Origin of the sequence: Streptomyces sp. NPDC021212 (genome assembly GCF_044332925.1) — a bacterium.
In the GTDB taxonomy this organism is placed as follows: Bacteria; Actinomycetota; Actinomycetes; order Streptomycetales; family Streptomycetaceae; genus Streptomyces.
On sequence record NZ_JBIRPZ010000001.1, the window covers coordinates 247,876 to 270,555 of the forward strand.

General features: G+C 75.7%; 1 protein-coding gene (only partly in view). It reads left to right on the top strand.

The window, feature by feature from the left end; translation table 11 throughout:
• Positions 1 to 22,680: the 5' portion of a non-ribosomal peptide synthase/polyketide synthase gene (locus tag ACH4SI_RS01160; RefSeq protein WP_398291197.1), read on the top strand. It continues 414 nt past the right edge of the window; only the first 22,680 of its 23,094 coding nucleotides appear in the window; it begins with the start codon at positions 1 to 3; its stop codon lies beyond the right edge, outside the window.

Here is a 22,680-nt window from a genome sequence, read left to right on the forward strand (position 1 = left end):
GTGTCCGGTGATCCGCGCCGCAGCTGGCCCCTTTCGACGGCGCAGCGGGGCATTTGGTTCGCGCAGCGGCTCGATCCGGAGAGCCCGGGCTACAACACCGCCGAGTACCTGGAGATAACGGGTCCGCTCGACGCGGTGCCGCTGGAGGACGCGCTGCGCCGGGTGGTGGCGGAGACCGACACGCTCAACGTCGGCTTCACCGAGGACGACCACGGACCCCGGCAGGTGTACGCCCCGGTGCCCGGCCGGCCGTTCCCGGTGCTCGACGTTTCCGGGGAGCCGGATCCGCGCGCCGCGGCCGAGGCGTGGATGCGGGCCGAAATGGCGCGACCGGTCAGCCTGGAGTCCGGCCGGACCTTCGACCTCGCGCTCCTGAGAGCGGGCGCGGACCGCCACTTCCTCTACCTGCGCGGGCACCATCTGGTCACCGACGGATACATGTGCGCGCTGTTCGCGCACCGCGTGGCGGAGGTCTACACGGCCCTGGTGCGCGGCGAGCCGGTGCGCGAGGACGGCGGCGGTTCGCTGGACCTGCTGCTGGCCGAGGACGCCGGGTACCGCGCATCGGAGGGTTTCACCCGGGACAGGGACCACTGGCTGGGCCGGTTGACGGACCGTCCCGAGCCGGTGAGCCTCGCGGGCAAGGCCGGCGCGGTCTCGCGGAGCTTCCACCGGCACACCGCCCGAATACCGGCCGCGACCACGGCCGAACTGCGGGCGCTCGCACGCCGATTACGGGTCGGCTTCCCCACCGTACTGATCGCGGCCACGGCCGTGTACCTCAGCCGGATGACCGGCGCCCGGGACGTGGCTCTCGGTGTCCCGGTGACCGGGCGGACCGGCGCGGGTCGGACCGTCCGCGGGCCGATGTCCAACGAACTGCCGCTCCTGCTGGACATCCGGCCCGCGATGACCGGTCGGGAACTGCTGCGGTACGTCACCGGCGAGGCACGGCAGTTGCTCGGGCACCAGCGCTACCGGTACGAGGATCTGAGCCGGGAGCTGGGAGCGCTGGGCGGTGGCCGGCGTCTCTTCGGCCCGACGGTCAACGTGATGCCCTTCGCCTACGACCTGGCGTTCGGTGAGGCGAGGGCCGTCCCCCGCAACCTGTCGATCGGTCCGGTCCACGACCTCTCCCTGTGCGTCGACGACCGCGCCGGCGACGGCACACCGCGCCTCCACCTGGACACCAACCCCGCGGTGTACGACGCCGCCGAGGGCGCCGCCCACCAGCGGCGCATCCTGCGTCTGCTGGAGAGTTTCGCGACGGCCGGCGAGGAAGCGCCGATCGGCCGCCTCGACTTCCTGCCGCCCGATGAGCGCGCACGCGCGGTGCCACCCGCCCCTGCCCTCGCCTCCGCGCCCGCACCCCACCGTGACGCCCCCTCGCACACACCGCCGCCGCACACACTGGCGCGGCTGTTCGAGGAACAGGCCGCCCGTACCCCGGACGCCGTCGCGGTCACCGCCGGGGACACCACGCTGACCTACGCACACCTGAACGACCGGGCCAACCGGCTGGCCCGGCTGCTGGTGAAGCGGGGAGCCGGCCCGGAACGGGTGGTGGCCGTGGCGGCGGCACGCTCCGCCGACCTCGTGGTGGCCCTCCTCGCGGTGGTCAAGGCGGGCGCGGCGTACCTGCCGGTCGACCCCGGCTATCCGCCCGAGCGGATCGCGCTCATGCTGGCCGATGCCGATCCGGTGTGCCTGGTCACCACGGGCGATCCGGTCGCGCTGCCGACGCTCGGCACGGACGCGACGCTGCCGCTCGACCAGGACACCACCGCCCGTGCCCTGGCCGCCGAGCCCGGCGGCGACCTGACCGACGCCGACCGGACCGGTCGGCTGGACCCGGCACACCCGGCGTACGTGATCTACACCTCCGGATCGACCGGCACGCCCAAGGGCGTGGTCGTCCCGCACCGCAATGTGGTGCGGCTGTTCACCGCCACCGAGGCGTGGTTCGGCTTCGGCGCGGACGACGTGTGGACGCTGTTCCACTCCTTCGCCTTCGACTTCTCCGTCTGGGAGATGTGGGGCCCGCTGCTGTCCGGCGGCCGGCTGGTCGTCGTACCGCATGACGTCAGCCGCGCCCCGGGGGAGTTCCTGGACCTGCTCGTACGCGAGCGGATCACCGTGCTCAACCAGACCCCCTCCGCCTTCCACCAACTGGTCCGCGCCGACCAGGAGGCGGAACGCCCGGCGGAACTCGCCCTGCGCACCGTCGTCTTCGGCGGCGAGGCGCTGGACCCCGGCAGGCTGCGGGACTGGTACGCGCGCCACCCGGCCGACGCCCCACGGCTGGTGAACATGTACGGCATCACCGAGACCACGGTGCACGCCACCGCGGCGCCGCTCGGCGAGGCCGACGCCATGGCCGAGTCGCCCCGCGGCGTCATCGGCGAGCCGATCCCCGACCTGCGCGCCTACGTGCTCGACGGCGCCCTCCAGCCCCTTCCCCCCGGCGTCACCGGCGAGCTGTACGTGGCGGGGCCCGGTCTCGCGCGCGGCTACCTGCGACGCCCGGGGCTGAGCGCGGAACGCTTCGTGGCCGACCCGTTCGGCCCGCCGGGGACGCGGATGTACCGCACCGGGGACCGGGCCCGGCTCCACGAGGACGGCCGGCTGGACTACGCCGGCCGCGCCGACGACCAGGTGAAGCTCCGCGGGTTCCGGATCGAGCCCGGGGAGATCGAGGCCGCGCTCGCCCGCCACGAGGCGGTCGACCGGGCCGTGGTGTTCCTGCGCGAGGACCGGCCCGGCGACCAGCGGCTGGTGGCCTACGCGGTCCCCGCACCCGGCACCCGCCCCGAGGCGGCCGAGCTGCGGGCGTACGCGGCGCGGATCCTGCCCGCTCACATGGTCCCGGCAGCCGTCGTCGTGCTGGACCGGCTGCCGCTGACGGTCAACGGCAAACTCGACCGGGCCGCCCTCCCGGCCCCGGAGTTCACCCCCGAGGGGGCCCGGCGCGAGGCGCGCGACGCGACCGAGCGGCTGCTGTGCGGGCTGTTCGCCGACGTCCTCGGCGTGGACCGGGTCGGGATCGACGACGGCTTCTTCGACCTCGGCGGGGACTCCCTGCTGGCGACCCGGCTGCTGAGCCGGATACGGGCCGCGCTGGGCACCGAACTCCCGCTGCGCACCCTGTTCGAGGCTCCGACCGTGGCGGGCCTCGCCGCGGCGCTCGGCGCGGCGGACGGCCCCACCCGGCCGCCGCTGCGGCCCATGGCACGCCCCGAGGTGGTCCCCCTCTCCTCCGCCCAGCGCCGGCTGTGGTTCCTCAACCGGCTGGAGGGGCCCGAGGCCGGGGCCGACTACAACATGCCGTTCGTGCTGCGGCTGGACGGCACGCTCGACCCGGCCGCCCTGCGCGCCGCGCTCACCGACGTGGTGTGCCGCCACGAGCCCCTGCGCACGGTCTTCCCCGAGTCCGACGGCGCGCCCCGGCAGACCGTGCTCGACCCCGCCGACGCCGCCGTCGCGCTGCCCGCACGCCACGTCGGCCCGGCCGAACTGGACCGGGCCCTGGCCGCGAGCGCCGCCACCGCCTTCGACCTGACCCGCGAAACCCCGCTGCGCGCCGAGCTGTTCACCCTCGACCCGGACCGGCACGTGCTGTCGGTCGTGGTGCACCACATCGCCGGGGACGCCTGGTCCATGGTCCCCCTGGCCCGCGACCTGTCCACGGCCTACGCGGCCCGGCTGCGCGGCGAGCCGCCGCGCTGGGACCCGCTGCCGGTGGCGTACGCCGACTACGCGCTGTGGCAGCGGGAACTGCTGGGCGACGAGGCCGACGAGAACAGCGTCGTCGCGCGCCAGGTCGCCTACTGGGCCCGCGCGCTGGCCGGGCTCCCCGCCGAACTCGACCTCCCCACCGACCGCCCCCGTCCCGCCGTGCCCGGCCACCGGGGCGGCACGGTGCCGGTGCGCCTGGACGCCGCCACGCACCGGCGGCTCGCGGCCCTGGCCGAACGCCACGGGGTGACGCTGTTCATGGTGCTGCGGGCCGGTCTCGCCGCGCTGCTCACGCGGCACGGCGCGGGCACGGACATCCCGGTGGGCACGCCCGTCGCGGGCCGCACGGACGAAGCCCTGGACGGCCTGGTCGGCTTCTTCGTCAACACCCTGGTGCTGCGCACCGACACCTCCGGCGACCCGGCGTTCGGCGAACTCCTCGCCCGCGTACGCGAGACGGACCTGGCCGCCCACGCCCACCAGGATGTGCCCTTCGAGCGCCTGGTCGACGTTCTCAACCCCGCCCGGTCGCTGAGCCGCCACCCGCTGTTCCAGGTGCTGCTGACGTTCAACAGCGGGCTGCGACCGGCCGTCGCCCTGCCCGGTCTGCGCGCCGTCGCCGAGCGGGTGGAGTCGGACACCGCCAAGTTCGACCTGGCGCTCAACCTGACCGGGGCCACCATGGACGACGGCGCCCCGGCCGGTATCGAGGGCTACGCCTCGTACAGCGCCGACCTCTTCGACCGCGCCACCGCCCGGGCCCTGGCGGACCGCTGGGTACGGCTCCTGGAGGCGGCCGCCACCGACCCGGACCGGCCCCTGTCCCGCCTGGAGATGCTGAGCGCGGCCGAGCGCCACCGCCTGCTGACCGAGTGGAACGACACCCGCGCACCCGACCGGCAGCCCGCCGCCCTGCTGCCGGAGCTGTTCGAGCGGCAGGCCGCCGCCACCCCGCACGCCCCCGCGGTGGCCGCGCCGGACGCCGAGTGGTCGTACGCCGAGGCCGACGCCCGGGCGAACCGCCTGGCCCGGCTGCTGATCTCCCTCGGGGCCGGTCCGGAGCGGGTGGTCGCCGTCGCGCTGCCCGGCTCCGCCGAACTCGTCGTCACCCTCCTCGCCGTGCTCAAGTCCGGCGCCGCCTATCTGCCGATCGACCCCGCCCAGCCCCGTGAGCGCGTCTCCGCCCTGCTCGGCGACGCCGCCCCCGTCCTGCTGGTGACGAACCGGCAGGCGGCCGCCGACCTGCCCGCGGGCCCCGGGCCCCTGTTGCTCGACGACCCCGAGACCGTACGGGCGCTGGAGCGGCAGCCCGCCACGTGCCCCCGCGACACCGACCGGACCGCTCCGCTGCTGCCCGGCCACCCCGCCTACGTCATCTACACCTCCGGCTCCACGGGCGCCCCCAAGGGCGTGGTGGTCGGCCACCGCGGCCTGGCGGACTACGTGGCCCGCGCCCGGCGCGTCTACACCGGCCTGGACGGGACGGTCCTGGTCCCCACCGCGCTCGCCTACGACCTGGCCGTCACGGGCCTGTACGGCGCGCTGACCTCGGGCGGATGCGCGGTCGTGGCCGCGCTGGACGACGACCCCTGGCTGACGGCGCGGCTGGCCCGCACCCCGGCCACGTTCATGAAGGCCACCCCGAGCCATCTGGCGCTCCTGGCCGCGCTGCCCGAGGCGTTCGCCCCGGTGCAGCAGCTGATGCTGGGCGGCGAGGCGCTGCCCGCCGGGCCGCTCGCCGCCTGGCGCGCCCGCCACCCGCAGGTGTCCGTCGTCAACCACTACGGCCCCACCGAGACCACCGTCGGATGCCTGGACTTCCCCCTCGCCCCGGGCGAGACCACGGACACCGCCACCCTCCCGATCGGCCGCCCCATGACGGGCATGCGGGCCTACGTGCTCGACGACCGGCTGCGGCCGGTGCCGCCCGGTGTCACCGGCGAGCTGTACATCGCCGGCGCCCAGCTCGCGCGCGGCTACCTGAACCGGCCGGGGCCGACCGCCGAACGGTTCGTGGCGGGACCCTTCGGCGCGCCCGGGGAGCGGATGTACCGGACCGGGGACCTGGCCCGGTGGGCCACGGACGGGACGCTGATGTTCGCCGGCCGCGCCGACGACCAGGTCAAGGTCCGGGGCCACCGGATCGAACCCGGCGAGGTCGAGGCCGCGCTGACCACCCACCCCGCCGTCGTCCAGGCGGCGGTGGCGGTCCGCGAGGACCGGCCGGGCGACCAGCGGCTCGTGGCCTACGTCGTCCCGGCCGGCGACGCGGAGCCGGACCCCGAGGGCTTACGCGCGCACCTGGCGCGGCGGCTGCCGGAGGCCATGGTCCCGGCGCTGGTCACCACGCTCGACGCGCTCCCGCTGACCGCCAACGGCAAGGTGGACCGGCGTGCCCTCCCCGCGCCCGCCCGGGCCAGGACCGGCGCGAGCCGCCCGCCGCGCGGCCCCGAGGAGGAGATCCTGTGCGGGCTGTTCGCCGAGGTCCTCGGCGTGGACCGGGTCGGGATCGACGACGGGTTCTTCATCCTCGGCGGCCACTCCCTCCTCGCCACCCGCCTGGTCAGCCGCGTCCGCACCGTCCTCGGGGCGGAACTCCCCATCCGCGCCGTGTTCGAGACCCCGACCGTGGCCGGTCTCGCCGCCCGGCTGACCGGAGCCCACGGCCGCAGACGCCCCCCGGTGCGCCCCCGCGCGCACCGCCCCGAGGCGATCCCGCTGTCCTATGCCCAGCGCCGGCTGTGGTTCCTGCACCAGCTGGAGGGCGCCGCCCCCAACTACAACCTGCCGTTCGTCGTACGTCTCGAAGGCGACCTCGACCACGCCGCCCTCACCGCCGCCCTCGGCGACGTAGTGGCCCGCCACGAGAGCCTGCGCACCGTCTTCCCCGACACCGGAGGCGTACCGCACCAGGTCGTGCTGGACGCCGGTTCGGCCGCCGCCGCGGTCGAGCTGCCGGTGCGCCGGATCGACGACACCGGGGAGCCGGGGCGGGCCCGCCTCGCCGAGGCCGTCGCCGCCGCGGCGGCCCACCGGTTCCGGCTCACCCACCGGACACCGCTGCGCGCCGAACTCCTCGCGCTCGCCCCGGACACCCATGTGCTGGTGGTGGTCATCCACCACATCGCCGGTGACGGCTGGTCCAACGGCCCGCTGGCCCGCGACCTGTCCACCGCCTACGCGGCCCGGCTGCACGGCGAGCCGCCGCGCTGGGACCCGCTCCCCGTCCAGTACGCGGACTACACGCTGTGGCAGCGGGAGCTGCTGGGCGGTGAGGACGACCCCGACAGCGTCCTCTCCGGTCAGATCGCCTACTGGAAGCGCACCCTCGACGGGTTGCCGGAGGAGCTGACCCTGCCCACCGACCGGGCCCGCCCCGCGGTCGCCGGATACACCGGCGGGAGCGTACCGATCCGCATCGACGCGGACCTCCACGCCCGGCTGGACACGCTGGCCCGCGCGTCGGGCGCGAGCCTGTTCATGGTGTTGCAGGCCGGTCTCGCGGCGCTGTTCACCCGCCTCGGCGCGGGCACCGACATCCCGCTGGGCAGCGCGATCGCCGGACGCACCGACGACGCCCTCGACGGCCTCGTGGGCTTCTTCCTCAACACCCTCGTGCTGCGCCTGGACACCTCCGGCGACCCCGGGTTCACCGACCTGCTGGCCCGGGTGCGGGAGACCGCGCTCGCCGCCTACGCCCACCAGGACGTGCCGTTCGAGCACCTGGTGGAGGTCGTCAACCCGGCCCGGTCGGCGGCCCGGCACCCGCTGTTCCAGACCATGCTGACCCTGCACAACAACGCCGAACCCCGGCTGGAGCTGCCCGGGCTGCGGGTGAGCCCGGACATGGCCGAGGTGGGCGCGGCCAAGTTCGACCTCTCCTTCGGCCTCACCGAGGCGCGCGGTCCGGCCGGTGAGCCCGAAGGGCTCGGCGGCGTCCTGGAGTACAGCGCCGACCTGTACGACCACGCCACCGCCGAGCGGCTCCTGGCCCGCTACCTACGGCTGCTGCGCGCCGCGGCCGCCTACCCGGACGCGCGCATCGGAAGCCTGGAGATCCTGGCCCCCGCCGAGCGGCGGCGCATCCTCACCGGCTGGGCGGGCACCCCCGCCGCCGCCCCCGACCTCACCGCGCCCGAACTGTTCGAGAGGCAGGCGGCGCTGACCCCGGACGCGACAGCGGTGGTCGCCGGCGGCGAGACGCTGACGTACGCCCGGCTGCGCGCGCGGGCCGACCGGCTGGCCCGACGGCTGGCCGAGCGCGGTGTCGGCCCGGACACCCTGGTCGGGCTGTGCGTGACCCGTTCGTCCGCGATGGTGCCGGCGGTCCTGGGCATCTGGAAGGCGGGCGGGGCGTGCGTACCGCTGGACCCGGCCTACCCCGAGGAACGTCTGGCGTTCATGCTGGCCGACTCCGGGGTGCGCGTCCTGGTGGCCGAGGAGGCGGCCACCGCACGGCTGGGCGCCCACAGCGCGGATCTCATTTCGCTGGACGACATCCCGTCGGCTCCGGAGCCGACGGGCGAAATCCTGCCGCCCCGCGCCGTCCACCCCGACCACGCCGCCTTCGTCGTCTACACCTCCGGGTCGACCGGTGTGCCCAAGGGTGTGGTCATCCGGCACGGCGGCATCGCCAACCTCTTCGCTTCCCACCGGACACGCGTCTTCGCCCCGGCGGCGCGGGCATCCGGCGGCCGGTTGCGAGTGGCCCACACCGCGTCGCTGTCGTTCGACCTCAGCGTCGGGCAACTGCTCGGCCTCCTCGCCGGCCACGAACTCCACGTGATCGACGAGGACACCCGCCGCGACCCCGCCGCGCTGGGCGCCTACGTACGACGGCACCGGATCGGCTACCTGGCCATCTCCCCGACCTTCACGCGCGAACTCCTCTCGCTCGGCCTCCTCGGCGGCAACGGACACCAGCCCGCCGCGATCGTGCTCGGCTCCGAACCCACCGGCCCGGTCCTGTGGCGGCAACTGCGCGGTCTGCCCGCCACCGAGGTGCACAACTACTACGCGCCCAGCGAATGCACCGTCGACGCGGTCGGCGCCACCGTCGCGAGCGCCGAACTGCCCCGGATCGGCCGACCGATCCCCGGCATGGCGGCGTACGTCCTCGACGCCGGGCTGCGCCCCGTGCCGCCCGGCGTGGTGGGCGAGCTGTACCTGACGGGCGCCCAGCTCGCCCGCGGCTACCTCGGCCGCCCCGGCCTGACCGCCGAGCGGTTCACGGCCGACCCGTACGGCGCGCCCGGGACACGCATGTACCGCACCGGCGACCTGGGCCGCTGGACCGCCGACGGGGCACTGGAATTCGCCGGACGGGCCGACGACCAGGTGAAGATCCGCGGCTTCCGCATCGAACTCGGCGAGGTCGAGGCCGTCCTGTCGCGCCACCGGGAGGTGACCCACGCCGTGGCCGTCGTACGGGAGGACTGCCCCGGCGACCGGCGGCTGGTCGCCTACGTGGTCGCCGCGCCCGGAGCGGCCCCGGACCCGGCCGCCTTGCGCGCGCACTCCGCCCGCACCCTGCCGGAGTTCATGGTGCCGTCCGCGGTCGTGGTGCTCGGCGCGCTGCCGCTGACGCCGAGCGGGAAGGTGGCGAGGCGGGACCTTCCGGCCCCGGATCCCGCCACGTCGGCCGGGGGCCGTGGCCCGCGCACTCCGCGCGAGGAGATCCTGTGCGGGCTGTTCGCCGAGGTGCTGGGGTGTGCCCGTCCCGGGATCGACGACGGGTTCTTCGCCCTGGGCGGGCATTCGCTGCTCGCCACCCGGCTGATCTCCCGGGTCCGCGCCGTGCTCGGCGTGGAACTGGCGGTGCGGGACGTGTTCGAGGCGCCCACGGTGGCGGGCCTGGCCGGCCGGATCGAGGACACGGACGGCCGGGTTCGGCCCGCGCTGCTCCCGGCCGCGCACCGCCCGGACCCGCTGCCGCTGTCGTACGCGCAGGCCAGGCTGTGGTTCCTGCACCAGCTCGACGGCGCCGGCGCCGCGTACACCATGCCGCTCGCGCTGCGGCTGCGCGGCGCCCTGGACCGTGCCGCGCTCACCGCCGCCCTCGCCGATGTGACCGCGCGGCACGAGATCCTGCGCACGGTCTACCCCGATACCGGCGGCACCCCCCGGCAGCTCGTGCTCGCCCCCGAGCGGGCCGCCCCCGCCCTGCCGGTCCGCGAGGTGAACGAGAGCGGGCTCGAAGGCGCGCTCGCCGCCGCGGCCGGCCACCGCTTCGACCTGGCCGCCGAACTGCCGCTGCGCGCCGAGCTGTTCGCTCTGGGTCCGGACGACCATGTGCTGTTGCTGGTGATGCACCACATCGCGGGTGACGGTTGGTCGAACGTGCCGTTCGCCCGGGACCTGTCCGCCGCCTACGCGGCGCGCCGCGAGGGCCGGGCCCCGGGGTGGGTGCCGCTGCCCGTCCAGTACGCCGACTACACCCTGTGGCAGCATGACCTCCTCGGCAGCGAGGACGACCCGGACAGCCTGCTCTCCCGCCAGGTGGCGTACTGGGCGCGGGCCCTGGCCGACCTGCCGGAACAGCTCACCCTCCCCACCGACCGGCCGCGCCCCGCCGTCGCCTCCCACCGGGGCGGCCGGGTGCCGTTCACCGTGGGCGCGGCGACCCACACCCGGCTCCGCGACCTCGCCCGGGAGGGCGACGCGAGCCTGTTCATGGTGGTGCAGGCCGCGCTCGCCGCCCTGCTCAGCAGGCTGGGGGCGGGTACCGACATCCCGCTCGGCACCCCGGTCGCGGGCCGCACCGACGACGCGCTGGACGACGCCGTCGGCTGCTTCGTCAACACCCTCGTCCTGCGCACCAGCACCTCGGGCAACCCCGCCTTCACCGAACTGGTGGCACGCGCCCGCGAGACCGGCCTGGCCGCCTACGCCCACCAGGACGTCCCGTTCGAGCACCTGGTCGACGTGGTCGAGCCGACCCGTTCGCTCGCCCGCCACCCGCTGTTCCAGGTGATGCTGGCGCTCCAGAACACCGACGCCGTCCCGCTCGGCCTGCTGCCCGGACTGGAGGCGGACCCGCTGCCGGTGCCGACCACGGCGGTGAAGTTCGACCTCGCGTTCACGGTGACCGAGGAGACCGGCCCGGACGGCGGGCCGGCCGGGATCAGCGGCGTCCTGGACTACGCGAGCGACCTGTTCGACGCGGACACGGCCCAGGGCATCGCCGACCGCTTCGTCACGCTGCTGGAGGCGGTGGCCGCCGACCCGGCGCGGACCCTGGCCGACCTTCCGGTCCTCGACGAGGCCGAGCGCGAGCGGGTCGTGACGGTGTGGAACGACACCGGGCACCCGGTCCCGTCCACCACCCTGCCCGAACTCCTCGCGGCACAGGCCGCCCGCACACCGGATGCCGTCGCCGTGATCGCCGATGGCACCACCCTGTCGTACCGGGAGCTGGACGCGTGGGCGAACCGGCTCGCCCACGGCCTCATCGCGCGGGGCGCCGGACCCGAGCGGGTGGTGGCGGTCGCCCTGCCCCGCTCGGCCGAACTCGTCGTCGCGCTGCTCGCCGTCCTCAAGTCCGGTGCCGCCTACCTCCCCGTCGACCCCGGTCTCCCGGCCGAACGGGTCCGCCTCATGCTCGACGACGCCCGCCCGGTCCTCGTCCTGGACGACCCGGCGCACATCCGGGACCACGAGGACCGGCCGGACACCGATCCGGGCGTCGCGCCGGCGCCCGCGCACCCGGCGTACGTGATCTACACCTCCGGCTCCACCGGCCGCCCCAAGGGCGTGGCCGTGCCGCACGCGGGCATCGTCAACCGGCTCCTGTGGATGCAGGACACGTACCGGCTGGAGCCCTCCGACGCCGTTCTGCAGAAGACGCCGTCCGGGTTCGACGTCTCGGTCTGGGAGTTCTTCTGGCCGCTGATCACCGGCGCCCGGCTGGTCGTCGCCCGCCCCGAGGGCCACAAGGACCCCGCGTACCTGGCGTCGGTGATCCGCGAACACGCCGTGACGACCGTGCACTTCGTCCCGTCGATGCTGCGGGCTTTCCTCGATGAACTCGACGCACCCGCCGCGGCAGGCCGCACCGGCCTGCGCAGGGTCCTGTGCAGCGGGGAGGCGCTCCCCGCCGAGCTGGCCGGGCGGGCGCGGGAGCTCCTGGGCGCGCCGTTGCACAACCTGTACGGGCCGACCGAGGCGTCCGTCGACGTCACCGCCTGGGCCTGCGACGACGAGCCGGGCGCGGTGCCGATCGGCCGACCGGTCCGGAACACGCGGACCTACGTGCTGGACGCGGACCTCGGCCCGGTGCCGCCGGGCGTCACCGGAGAGCTGTATCTGGCGGGCGTCCAGCTCGCCCGGGGCTACCTGAACCAGTCCGGGCTGACCGCCGAACGGTTCGTGGCCAGTCCGTTCGGCCCGCCGGGGGAGCGGATGTACCGCACCGGAGACCTGGCCCGCTGGAGGGCGGACGGGGTCCTGGAGTTCGCCGGGCGGGCGGACGATCAGGTGAAGCTGCGCGGGTTCCGCATCGAGCCGGCCGAGGTGGAGGCCGTGCTGGCCCGGCACACCACGGTCGGGCAGGCGGTCGCGGTGGTGCGCGAGGATCGGCCCGGCGACCGGCGTCTGACGGCGTACGTGGTGCCCGCGCCCGGCGCCCGGGAGCCGCGTCCGGAGGAGCTGCGGGAGCACGTCGCCGCCGCGCTGCCCGAGTTCATGGTGCCGTCCGCGGTCGTGGTGCTCGACGCGCTGCCGCTGACGCCGAGCGGGAAGCTGGCGCGGCGTGAACTCCCGGCCCCGGATCTCACCGGACCGACCGGTGGCCGTGGGCCGCGTACCGCGCGCGAGGAGTTGCTGTGCGGGCTGTTCGCCGAGGTGCTGGGGTGTGCCCCTCCCGGGATCGATGACGGGTTCTTCGCCCTGGGCGGGCATTCGCTGCTCGCCACCCGGCTGATCTCCCGGGTCCGCGCCGTGCTCGGCGCGGAGCTGACGGTGCGGGACGTGTTCGAGGCGCCCACGGTGGCCGGACTCGCCGCCCGGATCGACGCCGGGGGAGACGGCCGGCGGCCCGCCCTGCGCGCCACGGCACACCGCCCGGACACCGTGCCGCTGTCGTTCGCGCAGGCCCGGCTGTGGTTCCTGCACCGGCTGGAGGCGTCGGGCCCGACGTACAACATGCCGTTCGCGCTGCGCTTGACGGGCGACCTCGACATCGCCGCGCTGCACGCCGCCCTGAACGACGTGATCGCCCGGCACGAGACGCTGCGCACGGTCTACCCCGAGGCCGCCGGGGTCCCGCACCAGGCCGTGCTCGCCCCGGAGGAGGCGGCCGTCGCCCTTCCGGTCCACCGTGCCGACGAGACCGCGCTCGCCGGGAGGCTGGCCGCAGCGGCCGGCCACCGGTTCGACCTGAGCTCCGAACTCCCGTTGCGCGCCGAGCTGTTCGCCCTCGGCGCGTACGACCACGTGCTGCTGCTGGTGATGCACCACATCGCGGGGGACGGCTGGTCGAACGTACCGTTCGCCCGGGATCTGTCCGCCGCCTACGCGGCCCGCCGCGAGGGCCGGGCCCCGGGGTGGGTGCCGCTGCCCGTCCAGTACGCCGACTACGCCCTGTGGCAGCATGACCTCCTCGGCAGCGAGGACGATCCCGACAGCCTGATCTCCGCCCAGATCGCCCACTGGACGCGCACCCTCGACGGGCTGCCCGAGGAACTGGGCCTGCCCACCGACCGGCCCCGTCCGGCGGTGGCCGGCCACCGGGGCGGAAGGGTGCTGTTCACCCTCGACGCCGGTCTGCATCTGCGGCTCGCGGAACTGGCCCGCGCGCATGGCACGACCCTGTTCATGGTGGTGCAGGCCGGGCTCGCCGCCCTGCTCAGCAGGGTCAGCGGGAGCACCGACATCCCCATCGGTAGCGCCATCGCCGGGCGCACCGACGAAGCCCTCGACAACCTCGTCGGCTTCTTCGTCAACACCCTCGTGCTGCGCGTGGACACCTCGGGGGACCCCACCTTCGCCGGTCTGCTGGAGCGGGTCCGGGAAACCGACCTGGCCGCCTACGCCCACCAGGACGTCCCGTTCGAGCGCCTGGTCGAGCTGCTCAACCCGGTCCGGTCGGCGGCCCGGCACCCGCTGTTCCAGGTGATGCTGACGCTGCAGAACAACGCCGAGCCCGAGTTCGCCATGCCCGGCCTGCGGGTGACCCCCGACGTCGCCGAGACCGACGCGGCCAAGTTCGACCTGCTGTTCAGCCTCACCGACCGGTACACCGAGGCCGGCCACCCGGACCGGCTCGACGGGGTGCTGGAGTACAGCACCGACCTGTTCGACCACCCCACCGCCGAGGCCCTGGCGGCGCGCCTCGTGCGGCTGCTGGAGGCCGCGGCGGCCGGGCCGGACCGGCCGATCAGTGCCTTCGGCCTCACCGACGCCGCCGAGCGGGAACGCCTGCTGGTGACGTGGAACGGCGCGGTTTCCCCGCTGCCGCCCACGACCCTGCCGGGGGCGTTCGAGGAACAGGCCGCGCGGACACCGGGCGCGGTCGCCGTGACCGACGGCGGTACCGACCTGACGTACGCCGAGCTGAACGCGCGGGCCAACCGGCTGGCGCATGTGCTCATCGGCCGGGGCGTCGGCCCGGAGCAGGTGGTGGCGGTCGCCCTGCCGCGCTCGGCCGGTCTCGTCGTCGCGCTGCTGGCCGTGCTCAAGGCGGGCGCCGCGTATCTGCCGCTGGACCCGGACCACCCGGCCGAGCGGCTCCGCTTCCTGCTCGACGACACCCGCGCGGCCTGCGGCCTGACCCTGGGCGCGCTCGCCGCGGACCTGCCAGGACCGCGCTCGCGGTGGCTCGCGGTCGACGGCCCCGAGACGGTACGGGCCGCCGGGCAGCACCGGCAGAGCGATCCGACGGACGCCGACCGGACGGCGGACCTGCGCCCCGCGCATCCCGCGTACGTCATCCACACGTCGGGCTCCACGGGCCGGCCCAAGGGCGTGGCTGTCGAGCACCGGGCGGTGGCGGCCTATCTGGCGTTCGCCCGCGAGGCGTACCCGGGCACGGCCGGGACGGCGCTGCTGCACTCGGCGGTGACCTTCGACCTGACCGTCACGGCGCTGTTCACGCCGCTGACCACCGGCGGGCGGGTGCTGATCGGGGATCTGGCCCCCGGAGCGCCCGCGCCCGGACCGTACACCTTCCTCAAGGCGACGCCGAGCCACCTCGTCCCGCTCGCCGCCCCGTCCGGGCGGGACGGGACCGTCACGCCCGTCGCGGACCTGGTCGTCGGCGGTGAGCAGCTCACCGGCGAACAGCTCGCGCCCTGGCGGCGCGCGCAGCCGCAGGCCACGGTGGTCAACGAGTACGGGCCGACCGAGGCCACGGTGGGCTGCGTCACCTACCGGGTGCCGCCCGGCGCGGCCGCCCCGGACGGCCCGGTGCCGGTCGGGCGGCCCGCCCCGAACACCCGGGCGTACGTGCTCGACGCCGGGCTGCGGCTGGTGCCGCCCGGTGTGGCCGGGGAGCTGTACCTGGCCGGGGCGCAGCTCGCCCGCGGTTATCTGAACCGGCCGGGGCTCACGGCGGAGCGGTTCGTCGCCGACCCGTTCGGCGGGCCGGGGGAGCGGATGTACCGCACCGGGGACCTGGCCCGGTGGACCGGGGACGGCCACCTGGTCTTCGCGGGCCGCGCCGACGAACAGGTCAAGGTGCGGGGCCACCGGATCGAGCCGGCGGAGATCGAGGCGGTGCTGTCCCGGCACGAGGCCGTGGCCCGGGCGGCGGTCGTCGCGCGGGAGGACGCGGCGTCCGGCACCCACCTGGTGGCCTACGTCGTCCCGGCGGCCGGTGAGCGGCGCGACGGCGACGCGGCACGGACCCAGCTCGCCGAATGGCAGGAGGTGTACGACTCGCTCTACGGCGCCGGGCGGGCCGACGCCGAACCGGCGCCCTTCGGCGAGGACTTCGCCGGATGGACCAGCAGTTACGACGGGCGGCCGATCCCGGTCGGGCAGATGCGCCGGTGGCGGGACGCCACGGTCGCGCGGATCCGTGAGCTGCGGCCGCGCCGGGTGCTGGAGATCGGCGTGGGCAGCGGCCTGCTGCTCTCCCGCCTCGCACCGGACTGCGAGACCTACTGGGGAACGGACATCTCCGCGGACGCCGTCGACGGGCTGCGGGCCCAGGTGGCCGCCAGGGAAGAGCTGGCCGGGCGGGTGGAACTGCGCGTCCAGTCCGCCGCGGACACAGGCGGACTGCCGGCCGGCTTCTTCGACACGGTGGTGATCAACTCGGTCGCCCAGTACTTCCCGGACGTCCGCTACCTCACCGGAGTGATCGACACGGTGCTCGGTCTGCTGGCCCCCGGCGGGGCGGTGTTCCTCGGTGACGTGCGCGATCTGCGACTGCTGCGGTGCCTGCACACGGCGGCGCAGCTGCGCCGCGCCACGCCGTCCGCCGACGGCGCCGTGCTGCGCCGGGCGGTGGAGCAGGCCATGCTGATGGAGAAGGAACTGCTGCTGGACCCCGCGTTCTTCACCGCGCTCTCGGCGCGACGGGACGACATCGCCGGGGTCGACCTCCAGGTGAAGCGCGGCGATTACGTCAACGAGCTGAGCCGCTACCGGTACGACGCCGTCCTGCACAAGCGGCCCGCCACGCCCCGGCCACTGGAGACCTCCCCGGAACTGCGGTGGGGCCACGACGTGTCCGGCCCGGACGACCTGGAACGGCGCCTGACCGGGCACCGCGGGCAGGCGCTGCGGGTGACCGGCGTACCGGACGAGCGGATCGCGGACGAGGCCGCCGCCCTGCGCGCCCTGGACGAGGGCCGCCCGCCCGCCGAACTGCTCGGCCTCCTCGGCGCGGCGGAACGGTCGTCGGCGCCGGAACTCGGCCCGGACGCCTTCCACACGCTGGGCGAGCGCACCGGCCACCGGGTCGCGGTGACCCGGTCCGGCGACACCGCCGACCACCTCGACGTGCTCTTCGTGACCCCGGAAGCCTCCGGCCCGGCGGCGACCGCGCTCGCCGGTGTCCACCGCCCGGTACCGGCCGCCGCCACCACACCGCCCGAGGCGTTCGCGAACGACCCGGCGGCCTCGCGGCAGCGCGCCGGACTGGCCGCCACGCTGACCACGGCGCTGCGCGAACAACTGCCCGCGTACATGGTGCCGGCCGCCGTGACGGTCCTCGGCGCACTTCCCCTGACCGCCCACGGCAAGCTCGACCGGGCGGCGCTCCCCGCGCCGTATCTCGGTTCCGTGGCGGGCTCGCGCCCGCCCTCCTCCGCGCGCGAGCGGATGCTGTGCGATCTGTTCGCGCAGGTGCTGGGCGTGGCGTCGGTCGGCGTGGACGACAACTTCTTCGACCTAGGCGGGCATTCGCTGCTGGCCACCCGGCTGATCAGCCGCATCCGTTCCGCCCTCGGCGCCGAACTGCCCGTGCGGGCCCTTTTCGAGGCGCCCACGGTCGCCGGGCTCGCCGAGCGGCTGGACGGCGCCGGGAACCGGGAGGACACGGCGCGGCCGGCCCTGCGGCCGATGCCCAGGCCCGATGTGGTGCCGCTGTCGTTCGCGCAGGCGCGGCTGTGGTTCCTGCACCGGCTGGAGGGGCCGGGCGCGACGTACAACATGCCGGTCGCCCTGCGCCTGCGCGGTGAGGTTGACCGGACGGCGCTGCGGAGCGCGCTGGCGGACGTCGCGGCGCGGCACGAGAGCCTGCGCACCGTGTTTCCCGCGGTCGGCGGGGTGCCTCGGCAGCTCGTCCTGGACGCGGCCGCCGCCCGCCCCGAACTGATCGTCCGGCACATCGGCGAGCCGGGGCTGCGCGACGCCCTGCGCGAGGCGGCACGCTACCCGTTCGACCTCGCGGCCGACCTGCCGCTGCGGGCCGAGCTGGTCGTCCTGGGGGAGCGCGAACACGTCCTGCTGCTGGTGGTGCACCACATCGCCGGGGACGGATGGTCGATGGCCCCGCTGTCCCGCGACCTCGCCACCGCCTATGCCGCGCGGTGCCGTGGCGAGGCCCCGTCGTGGGCGCCGCTGCCGGTCGGTTACGTGGACTACACGCTCTGGCAGCGCGTGCTGCTGGGCGACGAGGACGACCCGGGCAGCCGGTTCGCCCGGGAGGTGGCGTACTGGACGAAGGCCCTGGCCGGCCTGCCCGAGCAGCTCGCGCTCCCGGTGGACCGCCCCCGCCCCGCCGTCTCCACGTACCGCGGGGAGATGCTGGGCTTCGATCTGAGCCCCGCGCTGCACGGCCGGCTGGCGGGCCTCGCCCGGGCCGGGGAGGCCAGCCTGCACATGGTGCTGCACGCCGGCCTGGCCGCCCTGCTCACCCGGCTCGGCGCGGGTACGGACCTGCCGATCGGCAGCGGGGTCGCCGGGCGCCGCGACGAGGCGCTCGACGACGCGGTCGGCCTCTTCGTCAACACCCTGGTGATGCGCACCGACACCTCGGGCGATCCGTCGTTCGCCGCGCTGCTTGACCAGGTGCGGGAGACGGCGCTGACCGCCTACTCCCACCAGGACGTGCCCTTCGAGCACTTGGTGGAGGTGCTGAACCCGGTCCGGACCCCGAACCGCCATCCGCTGTTCCAGGTGGCCCTGGTCCTCCAGAACACTCCGGAGGCGGGTCTCGCGCTGCCCGGCGTCGAGGTGACGCCCGAACCCGTGGGCGCGGGCGCCTCGCGGTTCGACCTGTTCTTCAGCGTCACGGAACGCCCCGCCCCGCCGGGAGCGGCCGGTGGCTCCTTCGGGGGAGTGCGCGGAACCGTCGAGTACAGCACCGACCTCTTCGATCGGGAGACGGTCGAGGCGATGGTCGCGCGGTGGATCCGGCTGCTGGAAGCGGTCTGCGCGGATCCGCGACTCCCCATCGGCCGGGCCGACCTGCTCACCGCCGCCGAACGCACCCGCATGCTGGGCGGCGGGGCCGGCCGGACGATCCCGCCGGCCTGCCTCCCGGCGCTGTTCGAGCGCCAGGTGGCGCGCGACCCCGGGGCACCGGCGGTGCTCGCGGGGGACGAGGTGCTGACGTACGGGGAGCTGAACGCCCGGGCCAACCGCCTGGCTCATCTGCTGATCTCCCGGGGCGCGGGGCCCGAGCGGATCGTCGCCCTGGCCTTCCCGCGCTCCGCCGACCTGATCGTGGCGGTCCTCGCGACGCTCAAGGCGGGGGCGGCCTACCTTCCGCTGGACCTGAACTACCCGGCCGAGCGCATCGCGTTCATGCTCGACGACGCCCGCCCCGCGCTGCTGCTGACGGGAGGCACCGACGGCGCCCGGGTGCCCGGCGCCGACGGCCTGCCCCGGCTGGACCTGGACGACGCCGAGGGCCGCCCGCGCGCGGACCTGGCCACCCGCCCGGCCGCCGACCCCGGTGACACCGACAGGGCCCGCCCCCTGACGCCCGCACACCCGGCCTATGTGCTCTACACCTCCGGCTCGACCGGACTGCCCAAGGGCGTGGTTGTCACCCACGCCGGTGCGGCCGCCCTGGTGTCCGCACACCGTAAGTCCCTCGGCGCGGGACCGGGCAGCCGGGTCCTGCAGTTCGCCTCGCCGAGCTTCGACGCGGCGTTCTGGGAGCTGTGCATGGCGCTGCTGACCGGTGCGGCGCTGGTGGTGGCCCCGGCCGAGCGGCTGCTGCCCGGGCCCGACCTCGGCGCGGTGGTGGCCGAGCACGGCGTGACGCACCTGACCGTGCCGCCGGTGGCGCTGGGCGTGATGACGCCCGACCAGCTCGCCCCGGTGACCGATCTGGTGGTCGCGGGCGAGGCCTGCCCGCCGGAGACGGCCGCGGCGTGGAGCCGGGGCCGACGGATGGTCAACGCCTACGGGCCGACCGAGTCGACGGTCTGCGCCACGATGAGCCGCCCGCTGCCCGGCGACGGCGGCGTCCCGCCCATCGGCACCCCGCTCCCCGGCGCACGCGCGTACGTCCTGGACGCCGCCCTGCGCCCGGTGCCGCCGGGCGTGGTCGGCGAGCTGTACCTGACGGGAGCGGGCCTGGCCCGTGGCTACCTCCGGCGGCCCGGCCTGACCGCCGAGCGGTTCGCCGCCGACCCGTTCGGCGCGCCGGGCACCCGGATGTACCGCACCGGCGACCTCGCCCGCTGGAACGCGGCGGGAGACCTGGAGTTCGCCGGACGGGCGGACCAGCAGGTCAAGGTCCGGGGCCACCGGATCGAACTCGGCGAGGTCGAGGCCGCCATGGCGGGCCACCCGGCCGTCGCCCAGGCCGTCGCGGCGGCCCGCGACGACGGCCCCGGCGGGACCCGCCTGGTCGGGTACGTGGTCCCGGCGGCGGACACCGGGACCCGTCCGGAGACCGGTACGGCCAGGGAGCCCGAGGCCGCCGTCGGCGAGTGGCGGCGGCTCTACGACACGCTCTACGGAGGATCGGAGCCCGCCCCGTTCGGGGAGGACTTCACCGGCTGGAACAGCGCCTACGACGGGAAGCCGATCCCGGTCGCGGAGATGAGGCAGTGGCGGGACGCCACCGTCGCGGCGATCCGGGACCTGGGCCCGCGCGGCGGCGGGGCCCCGGGCTCCGGGCGCGTCCTGGAGATCGGTGTCGGCCGGGGCCTGATTCTCGCCCAGCTCGCCGCCGAATGCGCGGAGTACTGGGGCACCGACGTGTCCGTGGCCGCCGTCGAGGCCCTGGCCGCGCAGGTCGCGGGCGAACCGGACATCGCCCACCGGGTGGTGCTCAGGGCCCAGCCGGCCGACGACTTCACCGGGCTGCCGGAGGGCCACTTCGACACCGTCGTGATCAACTCGGTGGCCCAGTACTTCCCGAGCGCCGCGTACCTGACCGAGGTGATCGGCGGTGCGATGAGGCTGCTGGCGCCGGGCGGCGCCCTGTTCCTCGGTGACATCCGCGACCTGCGGCTTCTGCCGGCTCTGCGGGCCGCCACCGGAAGCACCGCGCCGGAGCGGGAGCTGCTGGTCGACCCGGACTTCTTCCCCGCCCTGGCCGGGGTCGTGCCCGAAGTCGGTGCCGTGGACCTCCGCCTCAAGCGCGGCCGGTACCACAACGAGCTGTCCCGGTACCGCTACGACGTCGTGCTCCGCCGTGCCCCGCTCACCTCCCCGGCCCGGTCGTTCGCCGACGTACCGGTGCTGCGCTGGAGGGAGGTGACCGGCGGCGCCGGGGGATGCGCCGCGCTGCTGGAGGAGCGCCGGCCGCGGCCGCTGCGCATCACAGGGATACCCAATGCCCGGCTGGCGGGCGAGGGCGCGGTGGACCCGGAGACGCTGTGCGAACTCGGTGAAAGGCTCGGGTACTGGGTGGCCGTCACCTGGTCGGGCGTGGCCGACGCGGCGGGCGAGGGCCGCTTCGACGCGGTGTTCGCCGACGCGGACACCGCGACACGATCCGCCGTCACCGACCTCTACCTGCCGGTGGTCCCCGCGGCGGGGGACCGCTCCTCACTGCGGGCCTTCACCAACGACCCGGCCTCGGCGCCACCGGTGACCCTGGGCGCCTCGGTGCGCGCCCGGCTGCGGGAGAAGCTGCCGGAATACCTCGTGCCCTCGGTCGTCGTCACCATCGACGCACTGCCGCTGACGCCCAACGGGAAGGTCGACCGCGGGGCCTTGCCCGCACCGGAGGCGGCCGGTACCCCGGCGGGCCGCCCGCCGGCGACCGCGCGGGAGCGGCTGCTGTGCGACATCTTCGCCGATGTGCTCGGACTCCCGTCCGTCGGCGTCGACGACGACTTCTTCGACCTCGGTGGCGACAGCATCGTCTCCATCCAGGTCGTCAGCCGGGCCCGCGCCGCCGGGGTGGCGATCGCCCCACAGGACGTGTTCCGGCACAAGACCGTGGCGGCGCTGGCCACCGCCGCCGGGACGCCCGGCGCCGCGCCCGCCCCGGACGGGGAGTCGCGGGCGGGCATCGGCGCGGTGCCGCTGACCCCGGCCCTGCACGCGCTACGGGAACGCGGCGCCGACCCCGGCACCGGGTACGAGGCGATGGCCGTGGAGCTCCCGGCCGGGCTGGACGCGGAACGGCTGGAGGCGGCCCTGCAAGCGGTCCTGGACCACCACGACGCGCTTCGGGCGCGCCTGACCCGTACCCCCGGCGAAGCCGCCGGGGAGGGCCGGGACGAGTGGCTGCTGGAGGTGACGCCGCCCGGGACGGTCCGGGCCGCGGACTGCCTCCGCCGGGCGGGCACCGAACCGGACGGGCCCGGGCCCGCGGCGGCGGAACGTGACGCGGCGGCCCGCCTCGCGCCGCAGGCCGGGATCATGCTCCAGGCGGTGTGGTGGGATGCCGGTCCCGGCCGGGCCGGGCGGCTGACGCTCGTACTGCACCACCTCGTGGTGGACGCGGAGTCCTGGCGGATCCTGCTGGCCGACGTGGCCGCGGCCTGTGCGGCTGCCGCTGCGGGCCGCCGCCCCGAACTCGCCCCGGTCGGCACGTCGTTCCGGCGGTGGGCCCAGCATCTGCGCACCCGGGCGCAGGACGCCCGGCAGGAGGCGGAGATGCCCCGCTGGACCGCGATCCTCGCCGGGCCGGACGCACCGGGGGAGGAGCCCGGTATCCGGCCGGAGGCCGGCGGGGAGCCGGGGGCCGGGGCCGGGACGCTGACCGTCACCCTGCCCGCCGGGCGCACCGAGGCGCTCCTCACCAGCGTGCCCGCGGTCTTCCACGCCGATACCGAGGACGTGCTGCTGACCGCGTTCGCGCTGGCGGTGGCCGACTGGCGGCACCGCCGGAACATCCCGGCCACCCCGCACCCGCTGGACACCGGGGGAGACTCCGTGATGGCCGACGTCCGGCGGCCCGGCCGGGAACCCATCGCCGAGGGCATCGACCTGTCCCGCACCGTCGGCCGCTTCACCGCGACGCATCCCGTCCGCCTGGACCTCACCGGCCTGGACCGGCGCGAGGTGTGGGACGGCGGACACGCCGCCGGGACGGCGCTCAAGCGGGTCAAGGAGGGTCTGAGGTCCCTGCCGGACGGCGGT